The 16,857-nt window shown below is 29.2% G+C and carries 13 protein-coding genes and 2 pseudogenes; all 15 read left to right on the forward strand.

Going from position 1 to position 16,857, the window contains the following annotated elements; all coding sequences use genetic code 11:
* Positions 1–911: DUF4368 domain-containing protein (locus NH288_RS09920; protein WP_265215040.1), on the forward strand; the 911-nt coding region annotated here is incomplete at its 5' end.
* Positions 912–914: 3 nt separating this feature from the next.
* A pseudogene (locus tag NH288_RS09925) lies at positions 915–998 on the forward strand (Maff2 family mobile element protein); the annotation flags it as partial.
* Position 999: 1 nt separating this feature from the next.
* A complete protein-coding gene (locus NH288_RS09930) occupies positions 1,000–1,863 on the forward strand; it encodes a VirB6/TrbL-like conjugal transfer protein, CD1112 family (RefSeq protein ID WP_025194490.1) in 864 nt (287 codons plus the stop codon).
* A gap of 17 nt (positions 1,864–1,880) precedes the next feature.
* A complete protein-coding gene (locus NH288_RS09935; RefSeq protein WP_110058578.1) occupies positions 1,881–2,138 on the forward strand; it encodes a hypothetical protein in 258 nt (85 codons plus the stop codon).
* Positions 2,138–2,476, forward strand: coding sequence for a PrgI family protein (locus tag NH288_RS09940; RefSeq protein ID WP_002838958.1), 339 nt, complete (start codon positions 2,138–2,140; stop codon positions 2,474–2,476). The genes NH288_RS09935 and NH288_RS09940 overlap by 1 nt, the downstream gene beginning before the upstream one ends.
* Positions 2,473–4,968: a VirB4-like conjugal transfer ATPase, CD1110 family gene (locus NH288_RS09945; protein WP_265215048.1), complete on the forward strand. Its 2,496-nt coding sequence runs from the start codon at positions 2,473–2,475 to the stop codon at positions 4,966–4,968. The genes NH288_RS09940 and NH288_RS09945 overlap by 4 nt, the downstream gene beginning before the upstream one ends.
* The gene (locus tag NH288_RS09950) at positions 4,940–5,905 is read left to right on the forward strand and encodes a DNA-methyltransferase (RefSeq protein ID WP_265215051.1); all 966 of its coding nucleotides are present in this window, start codon (positions 4,940–4,942) and stop codon (positions 5,903–5,905) included. Before NH288_RS09945 ends, NH288_RS09950 begins: the two co-directional genes overlap by 29 nt.
* Positions 5,906–5,914: 9 nt before the next feature.
* Positions 5,915–8,878: a C40 family peptidase gene (locus NH288_RS09955; protein ID WP_265215053.1), complete on the forward strand. Its 2,964-nt coding sequence runs from the start codon at positions 5,915–5,917 to the stop codon at positions 8,876–8,878.
* A gap of 19 nt (positions 8,879–8,897) precedes the next feature.
* Positions 8,898–9,155 carry a hypothetical protein gene (locus NH288_RS09960; RefSeq protein ID WP_001035536.1) on the forward strand — a complete coding sequence of 86 codons (258 nt, stop codon included), beginning with the start codon at positions 8,898–8,900 and terminating at the stop codon, positions 9,153–9,155.
* On the forward strand, positions 9,152–11,506 hold the full coding sequence (locus tag NH288_RS09965) for a leucine-rich repeat protein (protein WP_265215055.1): 2,355 nt from the start codon (positions 9,152–9,154) through the stop codon (positions 11,504–11,506). The genes NH288_RS09960 and NH288_RS09965 overlap by 4 nt, the downstream gene beginning before the upstream one ends.
* A 15-nt stretch (positions 11,507–11,521) precedes the next feature.
* Positions 11,522–12,400, forward strand: coding sequence for a DUF4366 domain-containing protein (locus tag NH288_RS09970; protein ID WP_265215057.1), 879 nt, complete (start codon positions 11,522–11,524; stop codon positions 12,398–12,400).
* A 314-nt stretch (positions 12,401–12,714) separates the two neighbouring features.
* Positions 12,715–13,308 carry a type IV toxin-antitoxin system AbiEi family antitoxin domain-containing protein gene (locus tag NH288_RS09975; RefSeq protein WP_265215059.1) on the forward strand — a complete coding sequence of 198 codons (594 nt, stop codon included), beginning with the start codon at positions 12,715–12,717 and terminating at the stop codon, positions 13,306–13,308.
* Complete coding sequence (locus NH288_RS09980; protein WP_072469617.1) at positions 13,301–14,140, forward strand: nucleotidyl transferase AbiEii/AbiGii toxin family protein; 840 nt, start codon at positions 13,301–13,303, stop codon at positions 14,138–14,140. The genes NH288_RS09975 and NH288_RS09980 overlap by 8 nt, the downstream gene beginning before the upstream one ends.
* A 70-nt stretch (positions 14,141–14,210) precedes the next feature.
* Positions 14,211–15,917, forward strand: coding sequence for a DNA topoisomerase 3 (locus NH288_RS09985; RefSeq protein WP_265215060.1), 1,707 nt, complete (start codon positions 14,211–14,213; stop codon positions 15,915–15,917).
* A 278-nt stretch (positions 15,918–16,195) separates the two neighbouring features.
* Positions 16,196–16,752 (forward strand): annotated as a pseudogene (locus tag NH288_RS11355) (type III toxin-antitoxin system ToxN/AbiQ family toxin).
* Positions 16,753–16,857 lie beyond the last annotated feature (105 nt).

Below are 16,857 nucleotides of genomic sequence, written 5' to 3' on the forward strand. Positions count from 1 at the left end.
GGGACTGCACAACCCTAAAAGAAATTATTGAAAACCCAGTTTATATTGGTCATATTGCTAGTCAAAAAGTTAATTATAAATTCAAAGTAGGTTGGTTATCCGATAAACCTAAAGAGGAATGGATAATAGTAGAAAATACACACGAACCAATTATTTCTGAAGATATTTATAATATAGCAAATGAAAAATTAAAGAGCAGGAGAAGACCATTTAAAAATGGAGAAGAAAGTATATTTGCAGGAATTGTGAAATGTCCTGATTGTGGAAAATCTTTAAATCTTGGAAGAAACAAATCGAAAAAAAGAGAAAAGTTACTCACTTGTAACACTTATAGAAGATATGGAAAATCATTATGTAGTCAACATAGAATTTATTACGATACTCTTTATGAGATAGTGCTTAAAGATATTAGGAAAAATGCAGAAATAGCATTAAAAGATGAAAAAGAAATCATAAAAGCACTTGAAAAATCACGAGAAGTTGATAATGAAGAAGAACAAAAATTTATTATGGATAAGATTTACGAAGATCAGATAAGAGTAGAAGACTTAACTAAAAAGATTGAAAAACTATATGATGACTGGCTCGATAACAAGATAAGTGAAAGTAACTTCCAAAAAATTCTTGAAAAATCACAAAACGAACAAGACTATCTAAACCAAAGAATAGAAGATAATCAAAAATTGATTGTTAAAGAAAATCTTGAAGATATTAATGTCAAAAAATGGATTGAACTCATAAAAAAATATAGGGATATAAAGAAGCTGGACAAAGAAACCTTAAACGAACTCATCTCAAAAATCTATGTTCACGAAAAAGAAGTAGTGAATGGAGAAATCACCCAAACAATTGATATTTACTACAATTTCATAGGAAATACAGACACACTACAAGTATTTTACAATCTCTAATTAGGCATAAAGCAGCTTATGGCTGGAGGGGGAATTGTACTCATAGGTTTAAAACTAATACCGCTATTAGCAAACGTGTTAAAATAAAATGTTTAATATAGTAGATAAGATCAAAGAGTTTTTTTCGGAGATACTTATTGATATGATCAAGGAAAATTTAAGCGGAATGCTCCTTGATATAAATGACAAAGTATCAACGATAGCAAATGAGGTAGGAAAGACTCCGAGTGGATGGAACTCGGAGGTTTTCCACTTCATAAAGTCTATTTCAGAAAATGTTATACTTCCCATAGCAGGTCTTATCATAACGGCTGTACTATGTATTGAATTAATTCAAATGGTAATGAACAAAAATAATATGCATGACACAGATACATTTGATTTTTTTAAATATATGATAAAAATGTGGATAGCAGTATGGCTTGTATCTCATGCTTTTGACTTTTCTATGGCAGTATTTGATGTGGCACAGAATTTAATAGGAAAGGCAGCAGGTGTGGCAAATGCTAGTGCAAAAGTTTCTCCAGGTGATATAGCTAATATGGTAGATAGCCTAAAAGGAGAGTCAATAGGAAAATTAATGACTATAGTATTAGAGACAGCAATTGTAAAGATGATAATTCAAGGGATATCAATACTAATTACAGTTATTCTATATGGCAGGATGATAGAAATATATATTTATACTTCAGTTTGCGCCATACCTTTTGCCACAATGGGTAATAAAGAATGGGGAAGTATTGGAACAAACTATATAAGAGGGCTCTTCGCACTTGGTTTGCAAGGTTTATTCCTACTTATATGCGTAGGAATTTATGCCGTACTTGTTAAGACTTTAAATATATCAGACATACACAAAAGTATTTTTGAATTACTAGGATACACCTTAATACTTGGTATAACTATGATGAAATCAGGAAGTATTGCAAAATCAATTTTAAATGCTCATTAATAAAAAAGGAGAAGATGATGAAAATTAGAAGAAAAAAGGACAAAAAAATTAATTTTAAAACACTTGGAACAATAGGACTCCCAATACTTTTAATAGGGGGATATATTACAAGAGAAATACAAAATAGAATGATTATAAGAAAAACATTGGAAGTTTTAGATAATAGAGAAGAAACGAATGAAAAAGTCTTAGAAATAGCAGTGAATATGGGAAAATTATTAGAAGATCTGAACAGAGAAGATATATATGGATTTTACTTAGAGGGGTTAGAATAATGGCTTATGTAAATGTCCCAAAGGACTTAACAAAAGTAAAAACAAAGGTAGCTCTAAATCTAACAAAAAGACAATTAATTGGCTTTACAATTGCAGGTCTAATAGGCTTTCCAGTATATTTAATGGTAAAAAAAGTGCTTCCTAATGACCTATCTATGTTAATTATGATAGGTGTGTCTTTTCCTATAATATTTGCAACTCTTTATGAAAAGGACGGGATTTATTTTGAAAAATATTTAAAGTATATTATAGATAAGAAAAGACAGACAAGTATAAGGATATACAAGACAGAATGTATTTATGATATAAAGAAACAAAGAAAGGAAAGGAGTAAATGAATCAAATACAGAAAAAGCAACAGAAAAAATTAAATCAAGAAAAAAGAAATTTAAAAAAACAAAAAGAAGATTTAAAAAGCATTAGTATAAGTCAAAAAAAGATGAAAAAATCAAATATTTCTAAAGAAAAAGGAAAGCCCAAAAAGAAGCTTTCCTTTTTTGGTGGGAAGAAGAAAAAGAGCGTTCAGGAAACAATCCCTTATTTAAGAATGTTGAGAAATGGGATTTGCCAAGTTGAGAAGAACAAATTTAATAAAATGATTCGTTTTTTAGATATTAACTACCAGCTTTCAACAGAGGAAGATAAGGAAAGTATATTTAATGAATTTTCAAGTTTTTTAAACTATTTTGATCCAAGTGTTGATATAGAACTTTCATATATTAATCGCATAGGAAAAAATGAAGAAGTAGAAAAAAACATCAATGTTCCGGATAGAAACGATTCATATAATGAAATACGAAAAGAGTACAGGGAAATGCTAAAAAATCAGAGTCAAAAAGGAAATAATGGACTTACTAAATATATGTATATCACCTTTAGCTTACAAGCACAAGATTCAAAAGAGGCAACTACAAGACTTGAAAGAATGGAAATGGATATATTAAATAACTTTAAGCAGATGGGAGTAAAAGCTTATGTATTAAGTGGATATGAAAGGTTAAAGGTTATTCACGATATATTAAATCCGAATAAGAATTTTGTTTTTTCCTTTGAAGACCTAAAATATAGTGGACTATCTACTAAGGATTATATAGTACCAGCATCATTTAACTTTTCATCTCACAATCAATTTAAAATTGGAGAATACTTTGGAGAAGTAAACTTTCTGCAAATTCTAGCACCTGAATTATCAGATAGATTATTATCAGAATTTTTAGGGGTTGAAGAAAATATGATTGTAACATTTCATATAAATTCCATTGATCAAACAGAAGCTATAAAGATGATTAAAAGAAAAATAACGGACTTGGATAAAATGAAAATTGAAGAAAATAAGAAGGCTATAAGATCAGGATATGATATTGATATTCTTCCAAGCGATTTAATTACCTATGGTAATGATGCTAAGAAACTATTGGTAGAACTTCAAAATCATAATGAGAGAATGTTTGTCATAACTATTTTGTTTACAAATATGGAAAAAAGTAGAAAGAAATTGAGTAATATAATCTTTCAACTAAATTCAATAGCAGGTAGGCATAATTGTGTATTGAAAAATCTTAACTATAGACAGGAACAAGGACTAATTTCCTCCCTACCACTTGGGAAAAATGAAATCGAAATAAAAAGAGGACTTACAACTAGCTCTACAGCAGTCTTTATTCCTTTTACAACAGAAGAGTTGTGCTTAGAAGGAGAGAGCTTATACTACGGATTAAATGCTTTAAGTCGTAACATCATTATGACAGATAGAAAGCTTTTAAAGAATCCAAACGGTTTAATACTTGGAACGCCTGGTAGTGGTAAATCTTTTTCGGCTAAAAGAGAAATTACCAATGCTTTTTTAATTACACAAGATGACATCATTATCTGTGATCCTGAAGGTGAGTATGGAAATTTAACTAAGGCACTAGGTGGAGAAGTTATAAAAATATCGCCAACAAGTAAGGATTATATAAACCCGTTGGATATAAATGTAGACTATGCCGATGAAGACAATCCCTTATCTTTAAAGTCTGACTTTATTCTTTCACTGTTTGAACTTGTAGTAGGAAAGGAAGGATTAAGTGCAGAAGAAACTTCAGTAATTGATAGATGTCTTCCGATATTATATAAGGATTACTTCGACAATCCCATTCCTGAAAATATGCCAATTTTAGAAGATTTATATAATTTACTTTTAAAACAAGAAGAAAAGGTAGGGAAAAAATTAGCGGTAGAAATGGAAATTTATGTCAAAGGTAGTCTTAATGTATTTAACCATAGGACTAATGTAGATACAGGCAATAGAATTCTTTGTTATGACATTAAGGAATTAGGAAAGCAACTTAGAAAAATAGGTATGTTAATTGTTCAAGATCAAGTGTGGAATAGAGTAACTATTAATAGAAATAAGAAGGAAACCAGATATTACTGTGACGAATTCCATTTGCTTTTAAGAGAAGAACAAACAGCCTCATATTCCATAGAAATTTGGAAGAGATTTAGAAAATGGGGCGGGATTCCAACAGGATTAACACAAAATGTAAAGGACCTTTTAGCCAGTCCCGAAATAGAAAATATATTTGATAATACAGATTTTATCTTAATGCTTAATCAAGCTAGTGGTGATAGGGAAATTTTAGCTAACAAGTTAAATATATCTCTTTATCAGTTATCCTACGTCACAAATTCCAATGAGGGAGAGGGATTACTATTCTATGGAAACACAATAGTACCTTTTGTAGATAGATTTCCTAAAGATACAAAATTGTATAAGTTAATGACAACTAAACCAGAAGAATTAAAGGAAGGGATAGAAATTGATAGACAGAGAGAAGTTAAAAACTAACTATATTATTAATTTAGATGCAATTTCTGCTCTAAAGGAATTTCCAGATAAAACATTTGATTGCTGTATTACATCTCCTCCATATTATGGACTTAGAGATTATAAAGCAGAAGGACAAATTGGAAGAGAAGAAAGTCCGGAGGAATATTTAAATAAATTAATTGAAGTCTTTAGAGAAGTAAAAAGAGTATTAAAAAAAGAAGGAACACTTTGGGTAGTTATTGGAGATTCTTATGCAGGGACAAGAAGCAAAAAAGAATATAAAGATCCTAAAAACATAGAAGGAAGAAGTGGTCAAAAAGAGTCTATTACAGAAAAACTCAGTGGCTACAAGGCAAAAGACTTAATGGGGATACCTTGGCAACTAGCTTTAAAATTAAGAGAGGACGGTTGGTATTTACGAAGCGATATTATTTGGCATAAGGAAAATGCCATGCCTGAGTCTTGTAGAGATAGACCATCAAGGTCTTATGAACATATCTTCCTACTATCAAAAGCAAGAAAGTATTTCTATAACTTTGACGCTATGAAAGAACCAATAAAAGAAATAAGCAAGAAAAGATATATGAGGGCAAGAGGAAAAAACAATAAGTATTTACAAGAAGGTACAGGAACTAAAAGACAGAGCATAAATGAAGCAAGAGAGTATGGAGAATATATAGGAGATAATGTCCCTAAGTTTAGAAACAATAGAGATATTTGGACTATTAACACCAGTGCATTTAAAGGAAAACACTATGCAGTATTTCCACCAAAACTGGTAGAACTTTGTATAAAAGCAGGATGTCCTAAAAAAGGCTTGATTCTTGATCCCTTTATGGGTTCAGGAACTGTTGGAATGGTAGCTATTAGGATGGACAGAGAATATATTGGAATCGACATAAACAAAGATTACTGTCAAATAGCTAAAGAAAGGATTGAGAAAAATATGAAATAGGAGGTGTATATGAAAAAGAAAGGGAAAGTAAACCCAAGAGATGTACCAAATACCAAGCTTATATCAGAAAAGAAAGAAGAAAGTAATGAAAAATTCAGTAATACAGAGAGACCATCAGATTTTTCAAAAAAAGAAATAAATAAAGTAAAAAGCAGGAACAACATAGACAATAATGTTGAAAATTCTAAATATTACTCAGATCATTTGCAAGAAAATAGTCAGGATTTATTCAAAGAAAAAGAAAAGTCAAATAGAGAAAGAAGACAAAGAAAAATCCATGAGGAAAAATTTGCAGAAGTCTCCTATTATAATGAATATCAGCCGGAATATACGCAACGGCAGTATAGAAAAATGAAAGAAAATGAGGAAAGTAGATATGGTGAATATTACGGGCAAGAAAGAGAATATAGGCTAAGTAACTTTAAAGAAGATTTTAATGATAGACCAAATTCAACTAGCTCTAATTTAAAAAGTAGCACTTCTCCCCAAAAAAATTACAAGGGGAATAGTAATTTAAAATGGAAGAAAAACGTTGAGAGTGAAAGTTTCAATGATGTGCCAGAGAAAAAAATAAGGAGATTTAGAAAAGAAGATAAGAATTTTAATAGAGAGGTAAGTTCAACATATGATCCATTATCACAGGACTCAGATAATGATGGTGTCATAGATCGCTATGACATGAACTTTAGTGATAGCAATGTATCCTATAGGGATACAAGAGATGACTATAAGTATTTACCATCTTCTGATGTGCAAAGAAAAAATTGGGATGATTATTCTATTCTTGGTAAGAAAGGGAAAGAAAGCTTTCAAAAAAACACCTTTAAAAAACTTTATCAATCTCAAAGTCAGTTTAAGGATAAAGGGGAAAAAGCAGAATTAAAATCTTTAAATGGGAAGTTTAGAAGAAAAGATCTATCATATAAGGCAAATGAAGAAGATAAAAAAATAATTCAAGACCTGAATACTAATAAAAAACAAAATAGCAAATATTTCAAAGGCAAAGTTAGAAATTTAGAAGAAAAAAATATGCTAATGGGTAGGGTTTCTAGTGGGAAATTTAGACAGGATAGCCTATCTGAAGGATTTAAAAGTGAATCTGAAAAAAATAAAGATAAATATAATATAAATAAAAAGAATCAAGAAAAAATAGGCACGAAAAAAGAAATCTTCAAACAGGAAAAAAACGTAATAAAAAATGAGAATCTTGAAGTAGACGAACTTGATTTAAATCATAGTGGCATTTCTAATAAAAACAAGGGAAAGAAAAGACAAATAAAAGACGCTTTTGATAATACGATAAAGAAAAGCAACTTTGATCCAAAGAAAGAATACACCAGGACAAAAAAAGAAGTACAGGATTCTAAAAATGTATCTGAAGAAAATAAGGCAGATACAAAAAATAAAACTAAATTCCATTCTAAAAAAGATAACAAAAGTGAAAAAGATAAGTTTTATAAAAAGGAAGATAAAATATCAAAACTATATGAGAAAAAGAATAAAAAAGAAAAAGAGTTAATTAAGGATAAGAAAAAGTCAAAAAAAGCGGGTTTAGAAAAACCTATTACTTTTGCGAGTGCTATGACGGCAAACTATCTATATAGTGGGAAAGATGATAATGCAGGCGTTAACGCTGCTTATAAGTTTAGTAGAACTACCGAAGTTGTAGGTAGAGAAATTAGTCATCTTAGAAGAAAAAAACCTTTAAAAACTCAGAGAAAAATTAAATCTTTAGAAGGAAAAATTTATAAGAAAGAAAGTAAACTACTCTTTCAAAGAAATTTTGAAGAATTGAAGAAGACTAAAGCTTATCAAAACTCTAATAAATTGAATCGATTTTTTATGAAAAAGAAGTTTCAGAGAGATTTTAGGAAGAAACACGGGGAAGGTTTAGTAAATAGAATAAAGAAATCTTTCGCTAATATTGGAAAGAAAACATTGGAAGTTTTAAAAAACAAAGGATATAAGCAAATTTTAATTGCCCTTTGTATTTTAGGACTTTTTTTTATGCTATTTCAAGGAATTAGCAATGTTGGCAGTCTTACTTCAGGATTAACAAGTAATGTTATAGCTACAAGCTATCTATCAAAAGAAGAAGTTTTAATGGATATTAATAATGAATTTACAAGTTATGAATATGCATTACAAGATGAAATAGATAGTATTAAAGAAAATTATCCAAATTATGATGAATATCATATAAAAGGAGATTCTGTTGGTCATGATCTACACGAGCTTTTTAGCTATTTAACAGCAAGATATGGAGAGATTAAGTCAGCTGAAGAGATACAAAAGGAATTAAAAAAACTATTTAATCAAATGTATGAGAAAAAATATACTTCAAAGTCTATTACAAAATATGACAGTGAAGGAAATCCATATACCTATAGAATTCTAACATTAACTATAAAAAAGAAAAGTATTGATGAAATAGCAAGAGAAGAATTTGCAAACTATGAAACAAATATGGCTCATTATTTAGCATTACTTGATAGTCAGGGAAATATGAGTGGATATTTTGGATCAAGCTATGGGAACTTGGGAGAGATTATAGACAATCCAAACTTTGGAAATCCCGGTCTTGCTTTTGATTCTGAAACTGCCAAAGCCTTATTTAATGAAGCAGAAAAACATATAGGCAAAAGATATGTGTTTGGAGCAAGTGGGCCATCTAACTTTGACTGTTCAGGTTTTGTATGTTGGTCATTTACAAAGTCTGGTGTAAAGAGAATGCCAAGAACTACAGCTTGGCTTATTTATAAAAACTATTGTAATCCAATATCTCCAAGCGAGGCAAAACCTGGGGATATTATTTTCTTTAAAGGCACATATAATTCCGGCACGCCAATTTCTCACGTAGGGATATATGCCGGAAATGGAATGATGCTCCATGCAGGAGATCCTATCCAATATGCCAGTATAAACTCAAGGTATTGGAAAAATCACTTTTATTCCTTTGGTAGACCAAAATAAGGGGAAGGAGTAAAATTCTATGAATAAAAAATTAATCAGAAACATAGAAAAACAGAAGAATTTAAGAAAGAAAAAAGAAGAAATTGAAATAGAACTTCAGTTATTAGTAGAGGAACAAGAAGAAATAGAAAATTTAGAGGTCATCAAGGAATTTCGAAGTCGAAAAATATCTCTTGATGAATTTTTATTTATTGTTAGAAAAAATAAGGAAGAAGAAAATAGAGAAAGACAAGAACTTAAAAGAAAAGATACAAATGAAAGTGAGGAAAATTTATGAAAAAAATAACCAGTGGAATTTTAGCTGTGATAATGCTACTTGTAAGTCTAGTGAATATAGTGGCTGTAAGTCCTGTATATGCAAATACAGATGCTAAGGTAGAATGGACGGAAGATGATTTTATGTATTCCTCTGAGGGAAATATAATTGCTTTTAGTGATAAAGGCTTAGAAAAGAAAGAGAAGACAAATATTCTAGTATTTCCTGAAGGAACGAAATCTATAAATGGAAATTATTCTTTAAGTCATTCAAACGATGAACTTAGATATAAAAGAGAATTTGGACGTGGCAAACATTGGGATAAAGTAATTATTCCTGATTCTGTTAAGAATTTAGGTTATGCTGCCTTTTACGAAGCAAGTATAGACGAGGTAAAACTATCAAATAGTCTAACTTATCTTGGTGGTTTAGCATTTTTCAATTGTGGACTTAGAGAAGTGACTTTACCTGATACTTTGGTAAATATTGAACATAATGCTTTTGAAAGAAATAACCTCCAAGAAATAACTATACCGAAGTCTGTGAAGACAATTGAACAGTATGCTTTTTCAAGAAATAAATTGCACACTATAAAAGTTTTAGGCAATCCAAATATTAACAGTAAGGGAGTATTCCATAATCAAGAAGTTGAGTATAGACCAAAACAAAATCCATTTTACGAAAATCATTTTGGTTTCAAGGGAAATCAAGGATTCAAATCTATTCCTAATGGATTAAGGTTTGAAAATGGAGAGTTTGTTTTTGATAAGAATGTAGATAGTGTAGAACTTGAATTTGATTATAACAATGATATGTATCAAGGAAAGATGACTATTTACAATCCAAATAAATATTCCATTGATATTCAAACAGATTTAACAGGGCAAGATATTGATGAAAAGGACAATAAGATTGATGATTTAACTAAAAACATTAAGGACTTAGAAAATCAGATTAAAGACTTAAATGATAAGAAACAAGAAGACCAATCAAAGATAGATGAATTAAAGGAAAAGTTAGAATCTTGCAAAGATAACGGAGAGAAACTAAAACAAGAAAAGGCTAGGTTAGAAGAAGAAATTAGAGATAAAGATAATAAGATTGCTCAATTGAATAAAGAAATTGAGGAACTTAAAAATTCTAACAATGATGAACTAATATCAGAAATTACTCAGCTTAAAGATGAATTAAAAAGATTACAAGATGAAAATGCAAAACTAAAAGAAGAATATTCATCTACAAAATGGGAGTTAGAAGCTGAGAAAGAAAAGACCGATAAAAACGAAAATAAAATCAGAGAAATGCAAGAAAAGTTCGAGTCTTTAGAAGGAGAACTTGCAAAGAAGACTAAAGAAATTGAGGATAAAGACAATAAAATTAAGGACTTAGAAAAAGCTCTTGATGAAAAAGATACTAAGATAAAAGACCTTGAGTCTAAAAAGAAAGAAACAGAAAATTCTAAGTCAGAATGCTTTAAGAAAATTGAAGAGCTTCAAAAGGCTATTGATAGTTTAAAAGAATCTTCTGAAAATACAAAAAAAGAATTAGAAGAGAAGATTAAAGGACTAGAAGAAAAACAAAAAGCTTCTGAAGAAGAAATTAAAAAGCTAAAAGAAGAATTGGATAAAAAAATTGAAGAAGCCAAGAAGTTAATTGAGGAAGCAAATAAAAAAGCTAAAGAAGAACTTGAAAAGCAAGCTAAAGATGAAAAAGAAAAAAATATAAACCAAGGCTTATCTAAGAAATTAGATGAACTTCTAAAACTTCAAAAAGAAAATAAAGAGAAGAAAGAAGATAAGAAATCTCAAGACAAAAAGTGGGACGAACTTTTAAAAGCTGATGACAAAAATATCCTAAATCAATTTGATCTTAATAAGATGAAAAAGCAAGAGGAACAACAAGGTAAAAAACAAGTTAAAGATGAAAAAGAATTTGCAGTTTTTCAAGTAGACAAAAACTTCTATAACATTATAAAAGATGGAAAGAAAACTACTGTGTATATGGATGTAAAAGCATATATTAAGGATAATCGCATTATGCTACCTGTTAGATATGCAGCCTATACTCTTGGGTTTAATGTAGAATATGATGATAGTAAGAGAGAGGCTATTTTTTCAAATAAAGAAAATACAGCCTTACCTAAAAAAACTCTAAGATTAAATATAGATACTGGTGTTATGAAAGATAGTCAAGGAAACATTTATCATTCTGACACTAAACCTGTAATTATAAATGGAAGAATTCACGCATCTATTTCCAATATAGCTAAAGCTTTTAATGCAAGCTGTGGGGATATAAGAGATGAAAAAGATCAAAGTATAGAATGGGATAATAGCAGAAAGGCAGTTTATGTCTTCAAGAATATAAAGTAAGAAAAGGAGAGAATTATGAAGAAAAAAAGATTAGGGGTAGCCTTAGTGCTACTCCTTTTACTATTCAGTATGCCAAGCATATCCATAGCTAAGAGCAATGAAAATGAAATAAAAAATCAGTCAAATGATATTTATTTGCCAGAAAAAAGTAAAGAATTAGAAAGCTTATTTGATGAAGATGTATATGAACCATCTAATGAGAGTCAGAAAATTCCTTATCAGGAAGTGCCGAAAATACAAGAAAATAACATAAAAAATGAGCAAGTAGATAAAAAAGAAAAGCCATCCAAACTTGTTAAAGGTGGCAATACTAAAGCAATTAATCCATTAGCTACAAAAGAAAATAAGGCAAGAGGAACAGTTATAGAAAATGTAGATAAAAATGGACAGGATATTACACCGAAAGTAGAAGATCAAATATCAAGAGATGAAAAAAAGGAAAATCCAATAGATGTTAGACAATTTTTAACCTTTCAAACAAAGAGTGGAAAAACTATGCACCTCATTGTAGATCATTCGGAAAATCAAGAAAATGTACAATTACTAACAGAAGTTGGAGAACAAGATCTACTAAATATGATTGAAGGAGAAAGTGAAGTAAAGCCAAAAGAAGAAGTAGTGAAAAAAGAAGAACCGGTGGAGGAAAAACCGAAGAAAGAGGAGAAAGAAGAAAAGAAATCAGGGATAGGACTTTATTTATTTATGGGTTTAATTATTGTTGGTGTAATGGGTGCAGGATATTACTTCAAAATCTATAAAAAAAATGAAGAAGCAAGTTTTGAAGATGAGCAAGATTATAATGAATTAGAAGATGATTATGAATCTGAAGGGGAGGATTATGATCTTGAAGATAAGGAAGATACAGAAATTATTCCAGATGAAGATGAATTTTAATCTTCTCAATGATTTAAACAGTAGATTAAGGACAACAATAAACTCAATTATCGTGTAAATTTATAAACATACGATAGAAAAGTACAATTAGAATTCTTGAACTTTAATAAAAAAAAGACGAACAAAACGACAGCCCAAACTTAATATAAAAGGAAAGCTAAGTATAAATGATTGATTGTATAATTAAGAATTTGATGATATGAAATTTCTTGATAATTTTTGAAACAAATTGGGATAGAAATTCAAAGCCTTGTTGCAAAAACACTTATAAAAATATATAATATAAGTGTAAACACAACAAGGGGATGAATATAATGAATTATAGAAAGCAAATTGAAATACATCTAAAAGAATCAGGTGGTATTATAACATCTGCTTATTGCAGAGAGAATAACATACCTACAGTATATTTAAGTAGACTAGCAAAAGAGGGAAAATTGTTTAGAGTTCAAAAAGGAATATATATTATTGAAGATGGTGATTTCGATGAGTACTATTTTTTCCAATATCAGTATAGAAAGGCGATATTTTCCTATGAGACAGCTTTGTTTCTACTTGGGGTAACGGACAAAATTCCATGGAGAATAGATGTTACAGTATACAATGGATATAAATTTAATGAGAAGCAAAATACACTTAATATCAATTATGTAAAAAAATCTATTTATAATCTAGGAATTATACAGAAAAAGACAATGTTTGGAAACACTGTGGATGTTTACTCCTACGAAAGAATACTTTGTGATTTTATTTCCAACAAAGAAAAAATGGATACTGAAGTTTATATAAAACTCATTCGTTCCTATTTTAAATATAAGGATAAGGATATACATTCTCTATATGAAATAGCAAGAAAAATGGGAATAGAAGATAAAGTAAGGGAAGTTATGGAGGTGGTATATGAATAAAGCAAAGTTAACCGCCATTTGTCATAATATAAGTAAAGAATCAGGACTCCCATTTAATTCAGTAATGTTATATTATTTTTTGGAAAGCATATTAAAAAAATTAGCACAGAGTAAGTATCATGAAAAATTTATTTTTAAAGGAGGTTTTCTTTTATCTAATGTAGTAGGCATAGATTCAAGAAGCACAGTAGATATAGATCTTCTTTTAAGAAATATGCATTTATCAGAAGAAAATGTATTAAAAATAATACAAGAATTACTAGAAGCAAGTCATTCAGATGATATATCCTATAAAGTACATGGAATAAGTACAATCAAGGAAGATGACCAGTATGGAGGGTTTCGTGTAAGTATACTTTGTAGGATGGAGAATATAAGACAAATTGTACCTCTTGATATTGCAACAGGTGATGTTATCACACCACATCCCATAGATTATAAATATATAAGTGCTTTTGGGCAAGAAGATATTTTAATTAAAGCCTATCCTATTGAAACAATTGTGGCAGAAAAAATTCAAACAATATACTCTAGGGGGTTTTTAAATAGTAGAAGTAAGGATTACTATGATCTTTATATAATTTATAAATTAAAAGATAAAGAAATTGATACCAAGATATTAAAAGAAGCATGTATTAGAACCTTTGATTATAGAAAAACGGAATTTGATATAGATAAAATCATAAGTTTAATGAGAATGCTAAAAACGGATCAAGCTTTTTTATACAGATGGAATTCTTATTCGAAGAAAAATCTTTATGCTAGAGACATAAAGTTTGAAGATGTAATAGATAATGGAATAAATATTATAGAAAAAATAAAAAATCAGTAGAGCTATAAAAAGATGAGGGATTGAAAATTTAATCTCTCATTTTTTTTATTAAAAAACTAAAGGAGGAAAAATGAAATTAGTAATCGCAGAAAAACCAAGTGTTGCAGCATCAATAGCAAAAGTTATAGGAGCAAAAAATAGAAATAATGGATATTATGAGGGAAATGGATACATTGTTTCATGGTGTGTTGGGCATTTAGTACAAATGGCAAATCCTGATGTGTATGATGGAAGATATAAGAAGTGGAGAATTGAAGATTTACCTATTATCCCAAAAGAATACAAGTATGAGGTAACGAAGACAACTAAAAAACAGTTTAATATTCTTAAAAGGCTAATGAATAGTAATGAAGTTGACACCATTATTAATGCTTGTGATGCTGGTAGAGAAGGAGAAGCTATCTTTAGACTTGTATATATGATGGTAAATTGTAAGAAGAAAATGAAACGTCTTTGGATTTCCTCAATGGAAGACTCTTCCATAAAAGAAGGATTTAGCAACTTAAAAGATGGAAGTAACTATGATAATCTTTTTGATTCAGCTAAGGCTCGTGCCATAGCTGATTGGCTTGTTGGAATGAACATAAGTAGACTTTACTCCTGTCTATATAATGAAAATTATAGTGTAGGCAGAGTACAAACACCAACTTTATCAATGATTGTGAATAGAGATGATGAGATAAATAGTTTTAAAAAAGAAAAATATTATACAGTGGAGATTTCCATGAATGGATTTACACTGTCGACAGATAGAATTGATGACAAGATAGTGGCAGAGCAGCTTAAAAATTTAATCGGAGAAAAAATTGAAATAACCGATGTAATTAAAAAAGAAAAGATTACAAAGCCTAATCTGCCCTTTGATCTAACAACACTTCAAAGAGAATGTAATAAGTATTTTGGATACAGTGCAAAACAAACCCTAGATTATGCCCAAAGCCTGTATGAAAAGAAGTATATTACCTATCCACGAACAGATTCAAGATATTTGACAGTAGACATGATAGAAAGCACTGTAAATAATATTATAGGGAAAAATGATTTTGACACAGAAAGAATTAAGGTAGTTTTTAATTCTAAAAAAGTTACAGATCATCATGCAATAATTCCAACGATAAGTTCATTAAATAAGGATATTTCAAATCTCCCGGAAAGTGAAGCCAAAGTATATAGACTTATAACAAATAAACTCTATGCAAGTTTTGGATATCCTCTTGTAGAAAATACAACAAAGATAGTGGCTGAATTTGACGGGTTTGAATTTATAAACACTTATAAAATAATTGCTGAAGAAGGATTTACAAAATATTTAGAAGAATATAAATCAAAGAAGAAAGAAGATATACAACTTCCTGATGTAAAAATAGGAGATTTTTTATATATTGAAAATAAAGATATAAAAGAAAAGTATACAAATCCACCTAAACACTTCACTGAAGACACACTCTTAAAAGCAATGGAAATAGCTGGGAATGATGAATTAGTTAAGGATGTTGAAGTTGAGAGAAAAGGACTTGGTACTCCTGCTACAAGAGCGGGAATAATAGAAAATTTGATATACAAAGGTTATATAAAAAGAGAAAAGAAAAACCTAATATCAACTAGAAAGGGATTAAACCTAGTTACTATAGTTATAGATGAGTTTAAATCTCCAAAGACAACAGCAAAATGGGAAATGAGATTAAGTGATATAGCAAAGGGTAAGGAATATAAAGAGAATTTTTTAAAAGAAATTGAAGAAGAAATAAAAAATACTATATGTAAATATTATAAGTAAATTGATTATAAAAACTTGAATATAATTATAGGAATGAAGAAAGGAATGATTTATGAAAGAAATAGGGTATAATATAAGTGATAAAAGAGTAGGCATTAGGAAATTTGCTTATTTGACATTACTATAAATATACGTTATACTCTTATCAGATAAAGATGGTGTCCCGCTACCGTTAAAGGTGGAGCATTAAAGAAGGTGTATCACTACCTACATCCCAAAGGTAAAATATTAAAGCAAGCAGAGAGGATTAAACCTCTCTGTTTTTTTAGGAGAAAACAATGGTAGAAGTTATAAAATATGGATTTTATACTGTAAACTCTGATTACCTTGAATATCTAAATAAAGTAGATTCAGAAGTTTATTATAATACATCGTATAGAAACAGTATAAAACCATTTGTTGGAATTATTGTTGGTATAGAAAATTATAATTATTTTATTCCAATTTCTTCTGCAAAGGAAAACGCAAAAAATGAAAGAATGTTTCTGATGAGCATTTTTTAATTTATGAAGTGATCGATAATAGTATTACTATAGATGGAGATATCTACAAATATTATTCTGATAAAGAAAAATTGCACATATTATCTATATTGGATATTAAGAAAATGATTCCTGTACCGACTGATTGTTATGAAAGAATTGATTTTAACGAACTTGAAGATATCAGATATAAAGACTTATTTCAAAAAGAATATGCTTTTTGTTTAAAAATAAAAACAAAGATCTTGATAAAGGTAGAAAAAATATACAAAAATCAAAAGAAAACAGGAATTATAAGAAGAGCAAATTGCAATTTTTCAAAGTTAGAAAAAGCAATGTTGTGTTGGAAGTAATAAAATAAAGGCAGTTAAAGTGATTAGAAAAGTAAAAAATTCTAATCGTTTTTTTATTGCAATAAAAAGATAGCGTAAATGATATTTTAAAGTTATCTTTTGCTT

It is taken from the genome of Anaerococcus sp. NML200537, from assembly GCF_026131715.1.
Classification (GTDB): domain Bacteria; phylum Bacillota; class Clostridia; order Tissierellales; family Peptoniphilaceae; genus Anaerococcus; species Anaerococcus kampingae.

What these genes read in the sequence shown, in the direction of transcription:
- NH288_RS09930 (WP_025194490.1), top strand. Translation starts at nt 1,000, where the DNA reads ATGTTTAATATAGTAGATAAGATCAAAGAGTTTTTTTCGGAGATACTT.
- NH288_RS09935 (WP_110058578.1), top strand. Translation starts at nt 1,881, where the DNA reads ATGAAAATTAGAAGAAAAAAGGACAAAAAAATTAATTTTAAAACACTT.
- NH288_RS09940 (WP_002838958.1), top strand. Translation starts at nt 2,138, where the DNA reads ATGGCTTATGTAAATGTCCCAAAGGACTTAACAAAAGTAAAAACAAAG.
- NH288_RS09945 (WP_265215048.1), top strand. Translation starts at nt 2,473, where the DNA reads ATGAATCAAATACAGAAAAAGCAACAGAAAAAATTAAATCAAGAAAAA.
- NH288_RS09955 (WP_265215053.1), top strand. Translation starts at nt 5,915, where the DNA reads ATGAAAAAGAAAGGGAAAGTAAACCCAAGAGATGTACCAAATACCAAG.
- NH288_RS09960 (WP_001035536.1), top strand. Translation starts at nt 8,898, where the DNA reads ATGAATAAAAAATTAATCAGAAACATAGAAAAACAGAAGAATTTAAGA.
- NH288_RS09965 (WP_265215055.1), top strand. Translation starts at nt 9,152, where the DNA reads ATGAAAAAAATAACCAGTGGAATTTTAGCTGTGATAATGCTACTTGTA.
- NH288_RS09970 (WP_265215057.1), top strand. Translation starts at nt 11,522, where the DNA reads ATGAAGAAAAAAAGATTAGGGGTAGCCTTAGTGCTACTCCTTTTACTA.
- NH288_RS09975 (WP_265215059.1), top strand. Translation starts at nt 12,715, where the DNA reads ATGAATTATAGAAAGCAAATTGAAATACATCTAAAAGAATCAGGTGGT.
- NH288_RS09980 (WP_072469617.1), top strand. Translation starts at nt 13,301, where the DNA reads ATGAATAAAGCAAAGTTAACCGCCATTTGTCATAATATAAGTAAAGAA.
- NH288_RS09985 (WP_265215060.1), top strand. Translation starts at nt 14,211, where the DNA reads ATGAAATTAGTAATCGCAGAAAAACCAAGTGTTGCAGCATCAATAGCA.